12 protein-coding genes are annotated in these 18,849 nt (G+C 64.3%); 5 read left to right on the forward strand and 7 right to left on the reverse strand.

The window, feature by feature from the left end; all coding sequences use genetic code 11:
• The gene (locus ACIQUG_RS12965; protein ID WP_034799385.1) at nt 1–885 is read left to right on the forward strand and encodes a 2-hydroxy-3-oxopropionate reductase; all 885 of its coding nucleotides are present in this window, start codon (nt 1–3) and stop codon (nt 883–885) included.
• 180 nt (nt 886–1,065) lie between these two features.
• Complete coding sequence (locus ACIQUG_RS12970; protein ID WP_402321967.1) at nt 1,066–2,334, forward strand: glycerate kinase; 1,269 nt, start codon at nt 1,066–1,068, stop codon at nt 2,332–2,334.
• A 42-nt stretch (nt 2,335–2,376) separates the two neighbouring features.
• On the opposite strand, the gene hpaH is transcribed toward ACIQUG_RS12970, so the two are convergent.
• The 3 genes from hpaH to ACIQUG_RS12985 form a co-directional block, all read right to left on the reverse strand.
• The gene (hpaH, locus tag ACIQUG_RS12975) at nt 2,377–3,180 is read right to left on the reverse strand and encodes a 2-oxo-hept-4-ene-1,7-dioate hydratase (RefSeq protein WP_402321970.1); all 804 of its coding nucleotides are present in this window, start codon (nt 3,178–3,180) and stop codon (nt 2,377–2,379) included.
• A 76-nt stretch (nt 3,181–3,256) separates the two neighbouring features.
• Complete coding sequence (locus ACIQUG_RS12980; protein WP_402321973.1) at nt 3,257–3,868, reverse strand: LysE family translocator; 612 nt, start codon at nt 3,866–3,868, stop codon at nt 3,257–3,259.
• Between the two features lie 208 nt (nt 3,869–4,076).
• Nucleotides 4,077–4,736, reverse strand: coding sequence for a response regulator (locus tag ACIQUG_RS12985; protein WP_402321976.1), 660 nt, complete (start codon nt 4,734–4,736; stop codon nt 4,077–4,079).
• 68 nt (nt 4,737–4,804) lie between these two features.
• On the opposite strand from ACIQUG_RS12985, the gene ACIQUG_RS12990 reads away from it, so the two are divergent.
• The gene (locus tag ACIQUG_RS12990; RefSeq protein ID WP_402321979.1) at nt 4,805–6,601 is read left to right on the forward strand and encodes an ATP-binding protein; all 1,797 of its coding nucleotides are present in this window, start codon (nt 4,805–4,807) and stop codon (nt 6,599–6,601) included.
• Here ACIQUG_RS12990 and pbpC read toward each other — a convergent pair.
• From pbpC to ACIQUG_RS13005, 3 genes are all read right to left on the reverse strand, one after another.
• A complete protein-coding gene (gene pbpC, locus ACIQUG_RS12995) occupies nt 6,591–8,672 on the reverse strand; it encodes a penicillin-binding protein 1C (RefSeq protein WP_402321982.1) in 2,082 nt (693 codons plus the stop codon). The two genes, ACIQUG_RS12990 and pbpC, sit on opposite strands and share 11 nt — an antisense overlap.
• 8 nt (nt 8,673–8,680) lie before the next feature.
• A complete protein-coding gene (locus ACIQUG_RS13000; RefSeq protein ID WP_402323026.1) occupies nt 8,681–14,131 on the reverse strand; it encodes an MG2 domain-containing protein in 5,451 nt (1,816 codons plus the stop codon).
• A 217-nt stretch (nt 14,132–14,348) separates the two neighbouring features.
• Nucleotides 14,349–15,014, reverse strand: a complete 666-nt coding sequence (locus ACIQUG_RS13005) for a GntR family transcriptional regulator (RefSeq protein ID WP_052201650.1) — start codon at nt 15,012–15,014, stop codon at nt 14,349–14,351.
• Between the two features lie 290 nt (nt 15,015–15,304).
• Between ACIQUG_RS13005 and ACIQUG_RS13010 the strand changes: the two genes are divergently transcribed.
• The gene (locus ACIQUG_RS13010) at nt 15,305–16,336 is read left to right on the forward strand and encodes a proline racemase family protein (RefSeq protein WP_402321986.1); all 1,032 of its coding nucleotides are present in this window, start codon (nt 15,305–15,307) and stop codon (nt 16,334–16,336) included.
• Between the two features lie 70 nt (nt 16,337–16,406).
• Here the strand turns inward: ACIQUG_RS13010 and ACIQUG_RS13015 are convergent, their stop codons facing one another.
• Nucleotides 16,407–17,027 carry a helix-turn-helix domain-containing protein gene (locus ACIQUG_RS13015; protein ID WP_402321989.1) on the reverse strand — a complete coding sequence of 207 codons (621 nt, stop codon included), beginning with the start codon at nt 17,025–17,027 and terminating at the stop codon, nt 16,407–16,409.
• A gap of 227 nt (nt 17,028–17,254) precedes the next feature.
• Here ACIQUG_RS13015 and ACIQUG_RS13020 point away from each other — a divergent pair, with 227 nt between their 5' ends.
• Entirely contained in the window at nt 17,255–18,832 is a 1,578-nt protein-coding gene (locus tag ACIQUG_RS13020; protein WP_402321992.1) for an ABC transporter substrate-binding protein, read from the forward strand.
• Nucleotides 18,833–18,849: the final 17 nt, after the last annotated feature.

The raw sequence follows: 18,849 nt of genomic DNA on the forward strand, positions 1-18,849 counted from the left end.
ATGGCAACAATCGGTTTCATTGGACTGGGTATCATGGGCACGCCGATGGCGCGCCACCTGCAGGATGCCGGCCACACCATCGTCACCTCGAAGTTCGTCATTCCGCCGCGCCAGGAGCTGCTCGACAACGGCCTCAAGTTCGTTGACTCGCCGAAGGCGCTCGCCGAGACCGTCGACACCATCATCCTGATGCTGCCGGACACCCCTGAGGTCAAGGACGTCCTCTTTGGCGAAAACGGCGTCGCCTACGGCCTTTCCAAGGGCAAGCTCGTCATCGACATGAGCTCAATCTCGCCGATCGAGACGAAGGAATTCGCCAAGAAGGTTCGCGAAACCGGAGCCGAATACATCGATGCCCCGGTCTCCGGCGGCGAAGTCGGCGCCAAGAACGCCTCGCTCTCGATCATGGCGGGCGGCGCCCAGGAGAGCTTCGACCGCGCCCTGCCGTTGTTGAAACTGATGGGCAAGAACATCACGCTCGTCGGTGACTGCGGCGATGGCCAGGTCACCAAGGTCGCCAACCAGATCATCGTTGCACTGACGATTGAGGCGGTTTCCGAAGCCCTCGTCTTCGCGTCCAAGGCAGGTGCAGATCCGGCGCGCGTTCGCGAAGCGTTGATGGGCGGCTTTGCCTCCTCGCGCATTCTCGAAGTGCACGGCGAACGTATGATCAAGCGCACCTTCGATCCGGGCTTCCGCATCTCGCTGCACCAGAAGGACCTGAACCTGGCGCTCCAGGGCGCGAAGTCGCTCGGCATCTCGCTGCCGAACACGGCGGCAACGCAGGAGCTCTTCAACAACTGCGCCGCCAATGGCGACAGCGGCCTCGACCACTCCGGCCTCGTCCGGGCGCTGGAGCGCATGGCGAACCACCAGGTCGCCTGACATCAAACCGGCTGCACATGATCCGTCCGGAGACCCATTGTTCCGGGCCGGTCATGTGTCCGGGCGGCGGTTGGAGGAACCGCCGCCCGAGACTTTCATGTCGATCCAGCCGTGTCTTGGCGTCGGAACGACATAGGACGATGGAGCATCGCAGACGATGCGACATGTAAGGGGAGATCAATGCCAGCCATCACCGATCCACGCCGCTTCCTGGAAACGCTGTTCACCTCGGCCGTCGCGGCCGCCGATCCTGAAAAGGTGATTGCCGCCAACCTGCCGGAGCGGCCGAAGGGACGAACGGTGGTGGTCGGTGCCGGCAAGGGCGCGGCGCAGATGGCGGCAGCCTTCGAACGTCATTGGGATGGTCCGCTTTCAGGCGTGGTCGTCACCCGCTACGGCTATGCCGCTCCCTGCGACAGGATCGAGGTGCTTGAGGCGTCGCACCCGCTTCCGGACGAGAACGGGTTGCTGGCATCGAAGCGTTTGCTTGCCGAAGTCAGCGGCCTGACGGAAGACGACCTCGTCGTCGCTCTCGTTTGCGGCGGCGGCTCGGCACTCTTGCCTTCGCCGCCTCCGGGCCTGACGCTCGAAGACGAGATCGCCGTCAACCGCGCACTGCTGGCCTCCGGCGCGCCGATCAGTGCCATGAACGCCGTGCGCAAACATGTTTCGCTGATCAAGGGCGGCAGGCTCGCGGCGGCCGCCTATCCGGCGAAGGTCGTCTCGCTGATCGTCTCCGACATTCCGGGCGACGATCCGGCGCTTGTCGCCTCAGGGCCGACGCTTGCCGATGCGAGCTCGCGAAAAGACGCGTTGACGCTCGTTGAGCGTTATGGCCTGGAATTGCCGGCCAAGGTCCTGGCCTGGATCAACAACCCTGACAGCGCTGCACCTTCGCCGGATGATCCACGCTTTCAGCGCAACGAAGTGCGGTTGATCGCCTCCGCTTCCGTTTCGCTCGAGGCCGCGGCCGAAAAGGCGCGGGCTGCCGGCATCAAGGCGATCATTCTGTCCGACGCGATCGAAGGCGAGGCGCGAGACGTCGGCGGCGTGCATGCGGCCATTGCCCGCGAAGTGGCGGGACGGGGGCGGCCGTTCAGCAAGCCTGTCGTCGTGCTCTCGGGCGGAGAAACGACGGTCACCATTCGCGGCAAGGGCAAGGGCGGCCGCAACAGCGAGTTCCTGCTGGCGCTGGCGCTCGGCATCGACGGCGCCAAGGGCGTGTCGGCACTCGCGGCCGATACGGACGGTATCGACGGATCGGAAGACAACGCCGGGGCCTTTGCCGATGACACCACAATCGCAAGGCTCGTCGCGCAACGGCTCGACGCTGCATCCCTCCTGCAGAAGAACGACAGCTGGTCGGCGTTCGACGCGCTCGGCGATCTCTTCAAGCCCGGCCCGACGGGCACCAACGTCAACGACTTCCGCGCCATCCTGGTGCAGTGAAACCCGCGCGGCGGGCCTTTACCTTGCCCGTCGCTCTCTGCCTCAGGCGAAATGACAGCTCACCGAACCGTAGGCGCCGAAATCGGCAACGATGGTGTCGCCGCTCCTGGCTTCGAGCGTGCGAACAAACGAGCCTGAGAGCACGATCTGGCCCGGTTCGATCGCATCGCCGCATTGGGCGAGGCGATTGGCAAGCCAGGCGATGCCGCGGGCCGGATGATTGAGCACGCCGGCTGCAAGCCCAGTCTCTTCGATCACGGCGTTGCGCGAGACGATCGCACCCATCCAGCGCATGTCGACGGCATCTGGACGCACGGCGCGGCCGCCGAGGACAAGGCCACCATTCGCGGCGTTGTCGGAAATGGCGTCGACGATCGTTCGCGCTTTTTTGGTCTTCGGGTCGGTTCTGAGGATGCGGGTGTCGAGGATTTCCAACGCCGGCATCACATAGTCTGTGGCGTTCAGCACCTGGACGAGGTTGACGCGCGGTCCCTTGAGGCCGGTCTTCATGATAAATGCGATCTCGGCTTCGACGCGTGGCTGGATGAAGCGGTTAGCCGGGATGCTCGTACCGTCGTCAAACAGCATGTTGTCGAAGAGCACGCCGGAATCCGGCGTGTCGATCCCGAGCGCCTGCTGCATGGCGTTGGAGGTGAGCCCGATCTTCCAGCCGATGATGCGGTGGCCGTCGTCGCGCTTGCGCCTGACCCAGGCGGCCTGGACCGCATAGGCGTCGTCGATCGTCATCTCGGGATGCTTGAGCGAGAGAAGCCCGATCTGTTTTCGATCGTGCTCGGCCTGATGCAGGCTTTCGGCGGCCTTGGCGATCTCGGTTGCATTGAGCATGGTGCCCCCCTCGACTTCAGCGTGTCGCAGGATACACCAAGGTTGAGGCGCGGGCACCGGGCGTCTTTGTCAGGTTTTAGACCGGCTGGCTCGCCAGTATCAGCCCGAGGCCGATCAGGACCGAGCCACAGGCGCGGGGGATCAGGCGGCCGGAACGACCAGCAAACCGTCCGAGCGTGAAGGAGGCGAGGACGACCGCCGCGACGTCGGCGACCGTAAGCGCAAGGTTGACGAGCAGGCCGAACAGGAGGAACTGCATCGAAGTCGGTACCGCGGCTGTGGGGTCGACGAATTGCGGGAGGAAGGTCACGAAGAACAGCGCTGTCTTCGGGTTGAGGATCTCCACCACAATGCTGTCGCGCAGCACGCCCGGCTTCAGCGTGTCGACATGCGCCGATTGGTTGCTTCCAAACAGCATGGTCGCGCCGAGCCAGACGAGATAGACGGCGCCGGCAAGCTTGATCGCCGTGTAGAGTACCGGAGCATGGTGAAGCAGCGCTGCCAGTCCAAGAGCGGCTGCGGCAATATGGACGTAACAGCCGATATGGATACCGAGTGCGGCAAGCAGACCGGCCTTGCGGCCGTGCGCCAGCGTCTGCGCCGTCATGTAGAGAATGGCGGGCCCCGGCATGAAGGCGAAGATCGCCGTTGCCAGCGCAAACGAAATCCAATGCTCCGCCGAAGGCATGGCAGTTCCTCCCGGTATCGCCGGTTATGTTCGAGCCAGCGTCAAAGTGTCGGCCACGCTGTGTGCGGCGCGACGCGGTGGGAGATCTACGCTCGGTTGCATCCGGGCGACATACGGCAGCTGCCGTATTTCGGTGCCATGGCAGCTTCGCCTATGCTGCGGTGGTTAACGGAACATGATCGCCGGGGAGGGGGAGGGAATGCGGCCGTCAACCGATCGGCAGTCCGATGCGCACGGCATAGGCGGCGATTTCTGCGGCGTTGTGCAGACTAAGCTTGCGCATCAGGTTTTCGCGATGTTTGCGCGCCGTCAACGGGCTGATCCCCAGGCGATCGGCGGTCTCGCGCGCCGTCAACCCCTGGGCCGCAAGCGACAGGATCTGCATTTCGCGCCGGGTCAAGGGGATCGGCGAGAGAACCGCATCGATTGCCGGCGGTGGCTGATGACTGTGGGGATCGTCGACCGCAAAGCGGATGGACTGGCTGAGATAGATTTCATGTCGCAGCATGGCATCGAATGCCGCGTTCAGTTCTGCCGGATCGCCGCTCTTCGTCAGGTAGCCGTTGGCGCCGGCGGCGATCGCGGCACGCACCGTCCTTGCTTCAATATTGGCCGTCAGCACCAGGATTTTCATCCGCGGCGCAATCGCCCTCAGTTCGCTGATGAACTGTACGCCAGCCACGCCCGGCATGCCGAGATCGAGCGTGACGAGATCTGGCGCCCCCCTACGCACGATGGTTGCCAACGCCTCGCCGTCGGGTGCTTCCGCAACCACCGATACGTGCTCCATGGTGGAAATAAGCAGCTTCAGGCCTTCGCGAACGATGGCGTGATCGTCGGCCACCACGACCGTCAGCAGTTTGCGCATGTAAGCAATCCTTCATCGAATTCGGCGTATGTCGCCAAATACCGCATCATGTCTGGAGAGGATCGGCAATGGAGACTCGCGAACACCTGCAACCTCTCCTGATAGACTTATTATTTCGTCAATCCTACGCGGTGCTTTTTGCCAATTTCGCAATTCCACTGCCGGTTGCCTATGTCTTGCGCGAATGGGTGCCGATCGACGCGCTGCTCCTCTGGATCGCCGCGCTCTATGTGCTGACGTCGGCGCGCCTCATCCTCGACTGGCGATACAGACGGCAAGCCCGGGAAGAGCGAAACCGGAAATGGCGGCTATGGGCCTGGCGGTTTACGCTGCTGTCCTGGATATCGAGCGCGCTCTGGGGGGCACTTGCGTGGTTCGCCTTCGTGCCGGGCGAGCCACAGACGCTCGCCTTTATCTGCATCGTCATCACCGGCATCGCCAGCGGCGCCGTGCCGTCGCTGTCGGCCTTTCCGCTTGCCTATGCGGGCTCCTTGCTGGCGATGCTGTTGCCCTTCGCGATCCGTTGCGTGATCGGTGAAGGCACGATCTACAACACCTATCTGCTCTTCACCCTCTGCCTCTTCTGCGTCAATCTCTACTACAGCCGCGTGACCCATCGCACACTTGCCGAGACGGTGCGGCTGCGGTTCGAGAACCTGTCGCTGATCGACCGATTGCAGGAAGAGCGCGACCGGGCGCAAACTGCCGATCGATCGAAGTCGCGTTTCCTCGCCGCTGCCAGCCATGACCTGCGCCAGCCGATCCACGCGCTCAGCCTGTTCATCTCGACACTTGGCGCTCTTGGCCGCAACGGCGACGTGCCGGGAAAAAATGCGCGCGAGCTTGCCGACCGCGCCCGTTCCGTCATCGCAAGTCTGGGCGGACTGCTCGACGCATTGCTCGATATCTCCAAGCTCGATGCAGGCATCGTCACCGTCGCGCGCGAGCCGCTATCCTTGCGGCGGTTGCTCGCCGATCTCAAGGCCGAGTTCTCCGGCATCGCCAAAGACCAGGATCTCGGCTGGCGCGTTGTCATGACGGATGTCTGGGTCGATACCGATCCGATGATGCTGAAGCGCGTTCTCGACAACCTGCTGTCCAACGCCTTTCGCTACACGCGCACCGGCACGGTCCTGATGGGCTGCAGGCGGCGCGGTGCTCAGGTGGAGGTGCAGGTCTGGGACACCGGCGTCGGCATCCCGGCGTCCGAGCAGGAGGAGATCTTCGAGGAGTTCGTACAGCTTCAAAACCCGGCGCGCGACCGGGCGCAGGGGCTGGGGCTCGGCCTTGCCATCGTCCAGCGCACTGCCGCTCTGCTCGGCCATCCGGTCCGGGTGGTCTCGATGGAAGGTCGCGGCTCGATGTTCTCCATCACTTTGCCGGTGGTCGCACCGCCGTCGCTGGCAAAGCCCGGACGCGCCCACCCGACCGCCGCGACCCAGCATGGGGGCATCGTCGTCATCGACGACGAAAGCGACGCGTTGGACGCCACGGCGCTGCTGCTCCGCACGCTCGGCTATGCGGTCTATGCCGGGCGTTCGGCCGCGGCGGCCCGAACGGAGCTTGAGAAGGCTGCGCGCCTGGGAGAGGCGCCGGTCGATCTCGTCATCACCGACTACCGTCTTGAGGCCGGCAAGACCGGGATCGACGCGATCCGGGAGATCAGGGCCTATCTTGGGTGGGAGGTGCCGGCGCTGATCCTTTCCGGGGATACCTCGCCGGCACGGCTGAAGGAAGTGACCGCAAGCGGTCACCGTCTTCTGCACAAGCCGCTCGATGCAGTTCGGCTCGAAGAGGAGATCGAAGCGCTTCTCGCCGAGCGGCCTGACGACGCGGCGCGCGAGGTCCGCACCGTCACTCGATGAAGACGCGCACGCTGGCGGCGCGCCCGACGGAATCGATCACCGTCAGCGTCGAATAGCCGGCGCCATCCGGTTGCCACTGGGTCACCCGCCGGCGGGTGAGTTCCGGCAGCGGCTTGCCGTTGGCAAGCCAGCGGAACGGTGCGCGTCCGCCCTGGAGCTTGAGTGTCAGCGGCGACAGCGCCTGATGGTCCGCGCCGAGCTCGACGCGCGCGCCCTCGGGCGGAAACACGATCTGCGGGGCCGGTTCGCGGGCCGAAGCGTTGACAAGGCCACTTGCCGTCAACGAGAAGCGGCGCTGGCTGATCGGCAGTTCGGCTTGAGAAATCCGGATCGCGCCGGCCGGCGCATCGAGCAGCGGCGTGATGCCGAAGCCGGACTTGGCGAAGCCTTCGAAGAGAATGGGAGCGGCGCTGCCATAGCCGGTCAGGCCGGGAACCGCACCGTTGTCGGGTCGTCCGACCCAGACCCCGAGCACATGGCGGCCATCGTAGCCGACCGACCAGGCATCGCGATAGCCATAGCTGGTGCCGGTCTTGTAGGCGATGCCGCGCTGGCGGCTGCCGGTGGGCGGCAAGACGCCAGCGAGCGCGTCGGAGACATTCCAGACGGCGACGGGTGAAAGCACCGGCTCCGCCTCGATCAGGCCGGCCTTGCCCTCGACGCCGTCGCCGAGCCGAAGCGGGAAGCCGCGATTGGCAAGCGCCGCATAGAGCTGCACGAGATCGCGCAACGAGAGCCCGACGCCGCCAAGGCCGATGGCAAGGCCGGGTGCCTCGCCGGCAGGAAGCGCCGGCTTCACCTCGCCACGGCGAAAGCGCATCATCAGCTCGGCCGGACCGACCGCGTCGAGCAGGCGGATTGCCGGTACGTTCAGAGACAGTTGCAGCGCCTCGCGCACGCTGACGTCACCCTGATAACTCATGTCGAAATTGCGCGGCCGGTAACCGAAGAAGTCAGCCGGACGATCTTCGATGATTGTCTCCTGGCTGACGATCCCTTCTTCGAAGGCAAGACCATAAATGAAGGGCTTAAGGGTGGAGCCTGGCGAACGCGTGATGCGGGTCATGTCGATCCAGCCGGAGCGGCTCGCATCGAAATAGTCGGCCGATCCGACCGAAGCGACGATCTCGCCGGTCTTGGCATCGGCCATCAGCATGGCGACCGACACCTTCGGTCCGAGCTTGGCAGCGCCTTCCTTGGCCACCGCCTCGAGGTTGCGTTGAACCGCAAGGCGCAAGCTCGTCTCATGCCGAACTGCCTGCGGGTCCTTGCGCAACGCGCGTTCGGCGAGATGGGCGGCATAGGCGGGAAGCTGCAGTCGGCGCGACGGGACGGAGGTGGCGATCGCGCGCTCCGCTTCGCCGTCTCCGATCACATCGGCAACGGCCAGTCGCGTCAGCACCCGTTCGCGGGCGGCGACGGCGGCGGCATGGTTGCGGTCCGGGCGGCGCTTTTCAGGCAATTGCGGCAGGGCGACGAGCAGAGCCGCCTCGCCGGCCGTCAGGCGTTTCGGCTCCTTGCCGAGCCAGGAGAGGCTTGCGGCGCGCACGCCCTCGATGTTGCCGCCATAGGGGGCGTGGGTGAGATAGAGATTGAGGATCTGGTCCTTGGATAACCGTCTCTCGATCTGGATCGCGCGGGCGATCTGCAGCAGCTTGGCGGTGATCGAGCGCTGCTGCCGTGGCTCGATCAGGCGGGCGACCTGCATGGAGAGCGTCGAGGCGCCCGAGACAATCCGGCCGTTGCTGACGAATTGCAAAGCAGCGCGGCCGAGCGCCAGAAGATCGACACCGGAATGCTCCTCGAAACGCTGGTCCTCGTAGGCGATCAGCATCTTCAGGAACTGCGGATCGACATCATCGACGGTCGTCTTCAACCGCCAGAGACCATCCGGCGTTGCGAAGGCGCGCAACAACTGTCCGTTGGCGTCGTCCACCTCGCGCGAGACGACATCCGCCTCGCCAAGCGGTGGCGGGAACGCCTCGTCGGCCTTCTCGATCGCAAAGCCCGTCAGCCCCGTCAGAAGCAGGCAGACGGGCAAGGCGATCAGCAGTTTGCGCCCAATCGACATGATCTTGCCTATTGCGCCGCCAGCACCTCCATCCGCCCGGTTGCCGTGCGGGCCGAAAGCTGCGGCCGGTACATGTCCTCGACGGTTGCAGCCGGATGATCGTAGGTGCCCGGCGTTACCGCACGCACGACATAGGCGAGCGTGACCTCGCGGCCGGATCCGATGCTGCGGTCGAGTGCTGCGACGAAGCGGTCGTTGCGGAACTCCGTGTGGGTCGCAGTGATTTCACCAAGCCACTCGAAATTGCTGAGCTGTGCGCTGTCGACAAGGCTCGGATTGTCGATCTGGAAACCGGCCGGCAGCAGGCCGGTAACCAGCACGCGCGACGGCCAGTCGTTGGCTTCCGTGACCTTCAGCACGACGACGTAGCGTTCGTTCTGCCGCGCCTCCATGACGTTCGCCTCGGCACCGTCGAGCGTATAGTAGGTGCGCTCGATGGTGAAGCCGTCACCGCCGGCCGAAAGCGGCTGGGCTGGGGCGGCCACCGTGGTGACCACGGCCGAGACCGGATCTGCGCCCTGGTTGCGGATCACCACCGGATGGGTGATGAGCGCGCCGCCCGTCATCTGAGCGGCATAGCTGCCGGTCTTCGATGCGCCGTTGACATCGAGCGACATGTCCTCGTCGCCATTCTGGATGGCGCGGGCGGCAAGCAGCATCCAGGCCTGTTCCTGGGTGCTGGTATAGGTCTTCTGTTCCCATTCGCGGGCGACCATTTTCGACAGCTCCGGAACGATCGGCGGGACCGGCCGGCTTTCGGCCGCGAGCGCCAGGACCGCCGCGCCGTCGCGCAGGGACGAGCCGTAGTCGGAGCGCGACAGGCTGACATTGACGAGACCCGTCGACATGTTCGCCGCGTTGGCAAACGTGTCCTGCGCCCCTTGCGCATCGCCATACAGCGAAAGCGCTGCGGCGATATGGGCCTTGGCGAGCGGCGTCGGGAAGTCGTTGATCAGCGTGTTGGCGTAATAGCGCAGGTCGTTGATCGCCGCCTTGCGATTGCGCGCAAGCACGTAGAGCGCATAGGCGATCTCGTTGCCGCGATCCTTGGCATTGGTGTCGTAGCTGACGCCGTTCTGCAGGTTTTCGAGCGCCTGAACCATCGCGGCCTCCGGCACGTCGTATTTCTGCTCGCGGGCCCGGGTCAGGAAGTCGGTGACATAGGCGTCGAGCCACAGGTCGCCGTAGCCCGGCCCCCAAAGGCCGAAGCTGCCCGACGATGACTGGTTGGAGAGGACGCGGTAGATCGCCTCCTGTACCCGCTTGGTCACGCCCTCGTCGTCGGCAAGGCCGGATTGCTTGGCGAGCTCGCTCAGGTAGAGCAGCGGCAGCGCGCGGCTGGTCGTCTGCTCCGTGCAGCCGTAGGGATAGCGGTCGAGCGTCATCAGCAGCGCCGGCATGTCGAAGGCGGCGGAGCGGGTGATGCTGAGGTTGACCGAGGCGCCCTGCAGGATGCTGTCAGCGAGCAACTGCCCGTCGACCGTCAGGCTGCTTCCCGGCGCGATCGACACCACCCGCCGCTCAGTCACCGGCAGGGTTGCCGGACGCACGAGTAGGTCGAGCGACTGCTCGAGCGAAAGGCCATTGGCGCCGGTCAGCGCCACTGTGACGACGCCGTTGCCGGGATACTGCCCGACCACCGGTAAGGTGATCGAGGAGCGGCCGCCCTGGTCCAGAGTGACCGTGCTGCCCGTGCCCGGTTGCTCGACGGTCGCCTGGCCGCTGGTCGTCACATGGATCTGGTAGTCGCCGGCCGGTGCGTCGGTGTTGGCGATATCGAGCCTCAGGTCCGACCGGTCTCCGGGTGCCAGGAACCGCGGCAGGCTGGCGGTGACGACAACCGGGTCGCGGATCACCACGTCGCGCGTGGCGTGGCCGACACCGGATTTCGTCCAGGCGACGGCCATCAGCCGCGCCGTGCCGTTGAACTGCGGAATGTCGAAGCTGACGGTTGCCTTGCCGTCGCCGTCGAGCTGAACCGGCCCCTCGAAGAAGGCGACCAGCTTTTCCGTGGGTGGGCTGCCCTGAAGTGCCACCTGGCCGCCGTCGCCGCCGGTGCGCAGTTTTCCGGTCGCGCCAAGCGAGCCGTCGATCAGGCGGCCGTAGAGGTCGCGGATTTCAAGGCCGAGTTGGCGCTGTCCGAAATACCAGGCTTCGGGGTTCGGCGGCTCGTAGCGGGTGAGGTTGAGGATGCCGACGTCGACGGCGGCGATCGTCACATAGGCTTCTTCATTGGCGCCGGCGCCGGCGACCTGAAGGCTGATATCGAGCGGCTGGCGCGGCTCCATCTTCTCGGGCGCTGCGAGCGTGACGGCAAGTGCGCGATCGCCCGGATCGACCGAGAGCCACTTGATGCCGATGGCGCGCATCGGCATGCGGCTTTCCTGGGCGTCGCCTGGCCGATAGAGCGTGGCCGTGACATAGGCCCCGGCGCCCCAGGCGTCGGTGACCGGCAGCTCGACTTCGCCGCCTTCAGCCGCAATTGATGCCGTCTGCGTCGTGATCAGGTTCTCGGTGCCGACGGTCACCAGCAGCTCGCCGGCAAAACGCGGCGAGACCTTGAGCTTGGCCGTGTCGCCGACCGCGTATTTCTCCTTATCAAGCGCGATTTCCAGACCGTCAGGGGTTTCCGTCGAGGTGGCGGCAACGTACCAGCCAGCGTCGAATTCGAGGCTCGAGGTCGGGCCATCGACTGCCGCGGTCTCGACCTCCAGGCGATACCGCCCCCAACCGACGGGCACGGAGATGTCGCCGCCGTCTTCCGTCAGGTCGACGCTGCCGTTGGCCACCTGCTTGGTGGTGACGACGGGTTCGTATTTCCAGGCGCTGCCGTCGCGGTACCAGTGATAGTTCCGCTCGACGCTGATCAGCTTCCATAGGACCCCGGGCATGGCGAGCTTGGCACCGGCCGGATCGACGGCGATGACGCGGAACTTGCCGACGGAGTTCTCGGCGAGTTCACCTTCGAATTCCGGCTTGATGCCGAGCATTGGGCCTTCGGCGCGCACCGGCAGTTTCAGCGAGCGCTCGACGGCGCGGCCGCCGGCTTCACGCATGCGGACGGTCACGGTGGCGTTAAGCAGCTGCGTGGTCGAGGGCACTTCGTCGATGAGGACGTCGAAGCTGGATTTGCCTTCTTCGTCGAGCGACGAAAGCTCTTCGAGGGGCAGGCGCGTGTCTTCACTCGCCTCTTCGTCGGCAAGGCCGAAGGAGTAGCCCTTGAAGGCGGCATTTTCGCGCGTCGGCTTGATCGTCACTTCGCCTTCAAGTTCGAGGCCAGCGGCCGGCGCGCCGTAGAGATAGCGCCCGTCGACCGCCACACTCGCCGTCTCGCCGACAGCGATTTCTTTGGCGTCGCTGGTGAGGTCGAATTCGGTGCGATCCGGCACGAAGTCATCGATCAGGAACTGTTTTTCGCCTATCGCAGGCGACTTCGGATCGGTGAAGATCTGCATCGTCCAGGTGCCGCGCATGGCGTTTGCCTGGGTGTCGAGGTCGAGTGTATGGCCTCCGAGCTTGCCGCCGGCGCTGGTCATGCGGCGATATTCGACACCATCCGGGCGGAGGAAGACGAAGGTGAGCGGCAGGTTTTCGATCGCCATGCCGTCGACGTCACGGGCAAGCGCTGCCGCATGCACGGTCTCGCCGGCGCGATAGATGCCGCGCTCGGTCCAGGCGAGAATGTCGATGGCGCCCGGAGCCGCGCGTCCAGTGACGCCGCGGTCGGAAAGGTCGAAGCCGGCGCGGCTCATGTCGAGGAAGACGTAATCGTCTTCGCCCTTCTTGGCCGTGATCACCGCAGGCGTCAGGCCGGCCGTGCCACGGATCAGGCCGGCGGTGAAGGTGACGCGGCCGTCGTCATCGCTCACGGCCGTGCCGAGGATCTCGTTGTTCTTGGCGACGAGCTGCAGTTCGACGCCTTCGATCGGCTCGGCTGTGGCAAGCGAACGCACGAAGACGTTCAACCCGTCGGTGCCGGCATAGGTGGAGAGGCCGATATCGGAAACGACGAACCACTGTGTCGCGCGCGCGTCCCATTCCTGGCTGACGCCGGTGGTCGGCGCGGCGGTGAGCACATAGACGCCGGGCTTGCGTTGGGGCAGCGCCTCGTCGACCGGGAAGCTGGTGACCACCTCCTTGTTGACGTCACGCTCGATATCGATCGAGCCCTGCCAGACGAGTTCGCCGATCTCATCCTCAATGCGCTGGGCGCTGTAGCCGTCGAGCTGCGTCAGAAACTGCGAGCTCTGCAGCACCTGGGCGATGCTGCGATCGCCAACGCGGTAGAGTTTGAGCTTGGCGCTGTCGGTGTTGACGGAGACGAGCGGGATGCCGCGGCGCGCGGTCGACGGCAGCACGAAGCTGTCGCCGGTGAAGCGCACCATCTGCGCACGGTCAGCGACATAGATGTCGAGGGTCACGGGCGCTTCGAGCACTTCGTCGACGGTGGAAGGCAGGCCAGTGCGAACGGTCAGCTTGTAGCGTTCACCATGCGAAAGGCCCTCGATGCAGATCTGGTCGCCCTTGGCCTCAAGCGCCTTTGGCGCAGCACCATTGACCGTGACGAAGGAGGCATAGTCGGCGCCGCTCTTTAGAAGCTGCTCGGAGAACTGCACGCAGGCGCGCGGCGTCGCAGCGTCGGAATCGATCGTATGTTCGACGACGCGGAAGCCCTTGCGCTGCTTGAGGTCGAGATAGGCCGCCTCGACCGATTTTGCCTTCACGAGTTCCAGGCTCGCCTTGTAGGCGTTCAAGGCGGCGCGGAAGTTTTCAGCGCCTTCGAGCGATTTCGCCATGACGGCGAGCGCATGCGCGCGGCTTTCGGTGGTGCGGGTGAGTTCATAGCCGTTGATCGCGGCGATGGCCGCCTGGATCGATACGCTTGAATTGTTGGTGATGCGGTTCGCGGTGCGCGCCGCCTCCAGCCAGAGTTCGCCATCATCCGGATTGATCGCCAGCGCGCCCTGGAAGGCCTTCAACGCATTCTCGATATTGCCCATGCCGGCCTGGCCGCGCGCCATGTCGATGAGCGTATTGACGCCCATGCCCTGCTGATCGTCGGCGAGCGCCAGATTGGCCTTGGTGTTGCGGGCGTCCTGCAGCAACTGATCCGACAGGAAATTCAGGCGCGGCGGTGCGCCGATATCGGCCTGTGTGGCCTGCGGCTGCACGACCTTGCCGGCAATCGCGCCGGGGAAGGTGTTGAGCTGGTTATAATCGGACTTGAGGAAGCACCACTTCACCTTGGGATTGTAGGTGAAGGCGCGGCAGGACTGGTCCGCGATGCATGTCTGCTGGCATTCGTCGAGCGAGACGTTCTGTTCGGTCCTGAGGTCGAAACCGAAATAGTCGCCGTCCTTGGTGATCTCGATCTGCCGTCCACTCTCCTGGGCAACGGCGGGGACGCCGGCGGTCACAAGCGACAGGAAAAGGGTGGAAAGGCCGAAAAACGCGCGCACAGACATCAAGTCCTCCCAACGCTGCCGGTCTCGATAGGGGCTTCACTTTTCAGGCTTCCGCCCCGCTTGTCAACCGAAGAGCAGTCGACGTACGGCGCAATTTCAGCGGGAGCACTGCTGTGAAGGATCGAGCATCGATCCGGAATGAAACACGATAAAACGATATGTAAATCAAACTATTATGACGGTCGGCCAAAGCCGCGGGAAAACCGCGCCGCTAGCCTCGTTGGTCTCTGAGGAAGACGGTCAGCGAGCGACCGGCGTCGAGGATATGATCACGCGTCAAGGCGCTGGCTCGCTCCGCGTCGCGCGCAATGCAGGCATCGAGGATCGCCTTGTGTTCGCGCCGCGCGCGCGCAACGCCCGAGGTCAGCGTCAGCTGCGCCCGCAAGTAACGGTCGATGCGATCGAGCGAGGCCCGGACAATCTGCAGGTAATAGGGGCGACGGGCCGCCTCGTAGAGGCTGTAGTGGAAATTGCGGTTGATTTCGCCCCAACGGTCGGAATTTTCCTCCCGCTCGAACTCCTCGCAATGCTGGCGTGCAAGGTCGAGTGTGCGGCGGTCGAGATTGGGTATCGCAAGCCGAATGACCTCCGCCTCGATGAGCGCGCGGAACTCGAAGATCTCCTCGATTTCCTCGATCGAGAGGCCGGCGACGACGGCGCCCTTGTAGCGCTCCGTGGTGATCAGCCCATGCTGCTCTAGCCGCGAGAGCGCCTCGCGTACCGGAATGCGGCTGGTGTTGAACATTTGGGCGATGTGGTCCTGGCGCAGGTTCTCGCCCTCGGCGAGGTCACCTTCGATGATCGCCTTGCGCAGGGCCTCATAGACGATATCGGCCGCTGAAGCGGCTTGCCTGACATCGACGGCGTCGAGTTTCATCCTGTTCAAACCCTGCTGGCCAAACCTTGCGGCCTGGCGAATTTGGAAGCGTTTTCGCGCGCTTGGCCAATGGTCATAGGTCCAATTCAGGCGCCGGGCAACATACGCGTTCGGTTCTCGCAGCAAATTCGAATATTTCAGATTGTATATTGGATCCAATTTTTCTATGACTGTTTTCGCCGGGCGGGCGCGGACGCGCTATCATCTCCGGCGAAGAGCGGAGCGTAGCCAGTGCGAAAGCATGGTGCGCCCGGGTGGCGCCCGTCCACCAGCACGGAAGGAGAAAGGGCATGCGCAGCAACAAGGTCGTTCACATCGTTTCCTGCCACGCGGAGGGGGAAGTCGGCGACGTCATCGTCGGCGGCGTCGCGCCGCCGCCCGGAAACACGCTCTGGGAACAGCGCCGCTTCATTGCCGAAGATCAGACGCTGCGCAATTTCGTGCTCAACGAGCCGCGCGGCGGCGTCTTCCGCCACATCAACCTGCTTGTGCCGCCGAAGGACCCGCGCGCGACGATGGGCTTCATCATCATGGAGCCCGAGGACACGCCGCCGATGTCCGGTTCCAACTCGATCTGCGTTTCGACCGTCCTGCTCGACAGCGGCATCGTGCCGATGCAGGAGCCGGAAACGCGCATGGTGCTGGAAGCGCCGGGCGGGCTGGTCAACGTCGTCGCCCAATGCCGCAACGGCAAGGCCGAACGCATCACCGTCACCAACGTTCCGTCCTTCGCCGACAAGCTCGACGCCAAGCTGGAAGTCGAGGGCCTGGGCACGCTGACGGTCGACACGGCCTATGGCGGCGACAGCTTCGTCATCACCGACGCGCGAGCGCTCGGGTTTTCCGTGACGCCAGACGAGGCCCGCGAACTTGCGGAAACCGGCATCAAGATCACCCGCGCGGCCAACGAGCAGCTCGGTTTTACTCATCCGGAAAACCCGGAATGGAACCACATCTCCTTCTGCCAGCTGACGCTGCCGGTCGAGGAGGAAGACGGCGTCCTGCATGGCCGAAACACCGTCGTCATCCAGCCGGCCAAGCTCGATCGTTCGCCGACCGGAACCGGTTGCTCTGCGCGCATGGCGGTGCTGCATGCCCGCGGCGTGATGAAGGTGGGCCAGCGTTTCGACGGCCACTCGATCATCGATTCGACGTTCAATTGCCGCATCGCCGGCGAAACCACGGTTGGCGGCCGCCCGGCCATCGTGCCGGAAATCTCCGGTCGCGCCTGGATCACCGGCACCCATCAGGTGATGCTCGATCCGGCCGATCCGTGGCCGGCCGGCTACCGCCTTGCCGACACCTGGCCGCGCAAGCAGTAAGGCCTGACCTTACGGGCCGCCTTGTGCGGCCCGTACCTTTCGGCCCTGTCCTTTGGATAGTTCCGGCGGTTCAGTCTTCCTTGATGATCCGGGTGGTGCCGACCCAGAGTTCGCGGGCTGGTCCCGTGCCGACATTGCGGGCGCGGTGGGGCAGCGAGGCGGGGAAGTGCAGCGTGTCGCCAGCCTTTAAGAGATAGTCCTTGCCGTCGATCTGGTAGAGCATCTCGCCCTCGATCAGGTAGAGGAAATCCTCGCCCTCGTGGCTGGTCAGTTCCGACGCGTAACCGGGCGGCATATGGGTGATACAGCCATTGAGGGCAGCGCCCGGAAAGCCGCGCTCGATCAGTTCGTAGACGCGTTCTTTCGTTTCGACATTGTAGCCGGGGCGTTCGCCGGCATGCGAGACCATCGAATGCGAATGCTGCGGCGGCTGCGACAGGAAGGTATCGACGCTGGTGCCGAGCGCGTTGGCGACGTTGTAGAGCGAGATCAGCGACGGGGTGGAAATGCCGCGCTCGATCTGGCTGATGAAGCCCTCCGTCAGCCCGGCCTCGCGCGCCACGTCCTTCATGGTCTTGCCGATTTCCTTGCGGCGGGCTCTGAGCATTTGCCCGAGCGAGGCGGGTGTCGAGGCTTCGGGGAGGGAGGCGCCTTCATGGGCTTCGGGCGCCTCTTCTATCTTCAGGGGCATGACTTTCTTTCCGCTTGACTCACGTCTATCGATGTACTTTAGTCCAGCTAAAGTTGGTTCGGCAAGCCGATCAGATCGCGTGCCGGCCTTCTTGAAAAGGGGAACTACAAGAACGTCTTCGCGGCAATCCGTCGGCGGCAAAAAACACTAAGAAAAATTGGATCCAATATCCAATAGGCGTGTTTGGCGCACGATCGATGACGGCTGCGGTCAAAAGGAGGAGTGAGATGAAACGTATATTGCCTATTCTGCTCGGCACGACGCTGGGTCTGCTTGCGGCCACCTCGGCCTTTGCGATCGAGCGCGGCGGCGCAATGACCTTCGCGCGCTACGACGACTCGACCGTCATCGATCCCGTTTATGCCGACCGCAATCCCGATCTCTGGATGGTCAACGGTCTCTACGAGACGCTGCTGCGCAACGGTCCTGACGGTGCGATCGTGCCGGGTCTCGCCGAGGCTCACGAGGTTTCGGCCGACGGCAAGACCATCACCCTTACTCTCAGAGACGGGCTCAAGTTCTCCGACGGCTCGGACCTGACCGGCGCGGACGTTGTCTTCTCGCTCGACCGGGCGCGCAATGCCGAACTCGGCCCCTGGGCTGGGCTGCTCGGCGCGGTCGACAAGGTCACGACCGATGGCAACAAGATCACCGTGTCGCTGAAGAACCCCGACCCGACGATCATCTCGATCCTCGCAACCTTCAACACCGGCATCATGCCGAAGGCGGCCTTCGAAAAGGCGGCAGGTGCCACCGACCAGGAAAAGGCGCGGGCCTTCTTCTCGGCCGGTCCGGTCACATCGGGCCCCTTCGTGATGAAGAGCCACGTGCAGGGCTCGAGCATGAGCTTCGAGCGCAACCCGAACTACTGGCGCCAGGGCGAAGACGGCAAGCCGCTGCCGTATCTCGACCGGGTGGAATTCCTCGTCATTCCCGACGATGCGACCCGCATCCTCAAGCTGCAGGCCGGCGAGGTCGATGCCGCCGAATTCATTCCGTTTGCCCGCGTCGGCGAACTCGGTGCCGATCCGAACCTGAAGATGGAACTCTTCCCCTCGACCCGCATCGTCTATGCGCCGATCAATACGCGTGAGGCGAAGAAGGACGGAGCGAAGAACCCGCTTGCCGACGTCAAGGTTCGCCAGGCGCTGAACTATGCGACCGACAAGAGCGTGCTGATCAAGCTTGTGACCTTCGATACCGGCAAGCCGATGACCTCGCTGATGTCTGCGGCGACGCAGCTTCATTATGGCCCCGAGCCGCTCTATCCCTATGATCCGGAAAAGGCCAAGCAGCTGCTATCCGAAGCCGGTCTCAGCGGCGGCTTCGAGGTGAAGCTTACCACGCTTGCAGGCAGCGCCGACGATGCGACGCTGTTTACAGCACTTCAGCAGATGTGGGCGCCGCTCGGCGTCAACCTCAAGGTCGAGCAGGTCGATAACCCGACGCGCGGCGAGAAGAACCGGTCCGGCGACTTCGATATCCATACCTACGGTTGGGCGAACGACGTCAACGATCCGGCGCAGGTGACCGGCTGGCTCGGCTACTACAAGCAGCGCCAGGCCGTCGGTACCGGCTGGAACAACCAGGAATTCAACACGCTGTTCGAGGCCTCCAACGTCGAGACCGATCCGGCCAAGCGCAACGACGAATACAAGCGCATGCAGGAGATCTACGCGACCGAAGCGCCGCTGCTCTTCCTGTTCGAAACGCCCTTTGCCGTCGCCGTCTCGAAGTCGATCGAAGGCTACGTCCAGACGCCGCTCGGCGCGAACGACTTCTCTGAAGCCTGGCGCGCCGACTGATCGCGGAACGATCCGAG

Source organism: Ensifer sp. NPDC090286, assembly GCF_044769565.1.
Lineage (GTDB): Bacteria > Pseudomonadota > Alphaproteobacteria > Rhizobiales > Rhizobiaceae > Ensifer.

Bases quoted from the DNA above. Each gene is read 5' to 3' on its own strand.
- pbpC (WP_402321982.1), bottom strand. From the start codon at position 8,672: ATGTCGATTGGGCGCAAACTGCTGATCGCCTTGCCCGTCTGCCTGCTT.
- ACIQUG_RS12980 (WP_402321973.1), bottom strand. From the start codon at position 3,868: ATGCCTTCGGCGGAGCATTGGATTTCGTTTGCGCTGGCAACGGCGATC.
- ACIQUG_RS12965 (WP_034799385.1), top strand. From the start codon at position 1: ATGGCAACAATCGGTTTCATTGGACTGGGTATCATGGGCACGCCGATG.
- ACIQUG_RS13010 (WP_402321986.1), top strand. From the start codon at position 15,305: ATGCGCAGCAACAAGGTCGTTCACATCGTTTCCTGCCACGCGGAGGGG.
- ACIQUG_RS12990 (WP_402321979.1), top strand. From the start codon at position 4,805: ATGGAGACTCGCGAACACCTGCAACCTCTCCTGATAGACTTATTATTT.
- ACIQUG_RS13005 (WP_052201650.1), bottom strand. From the start codon at position 15,014: ATGAAACTCGACGCCGTCGATGTCAGGCAAGCCGCTTCAGCGGCCGAT.
- ACIQUG_RS12985 (WP_402321976.1), bottom strand. From the start codon at position 4,736: ATGCGCAAACTGCTGACGGTCGTGGTGGCCGACGATCACGCCATCGTT.
- ACIQUG_RS13015 (WP_402321989.1), bottom strand. From the start codon at position 17,027: ATGCCCCTGAAGATAGAAGAGGCGCCCGAAGCCCATGAAGGCGCCTCC.
- ACIQUG_RS13020 (WP_402321992.1), top strand. From the start codon at position 17,255: ATGAAACGTATATTGCCTATTCTGCTCGGCACGACGCTGGGTCTGCTT.
- hpaH (WP_402321970.1), bottom strand. From the start codon at position 3,180: ATGCTCAATGCAACCGAGATCGCCAAGGCCGCCGAAAGCCTGCATCAG.
- ACIQUG_RS12970 (WP_402321967.1), top strand. From the start codon at position 1,066: ATGCCAGCCATCACCGATCCACGCCGCTTCCTGGAAACGCTGTTCACC.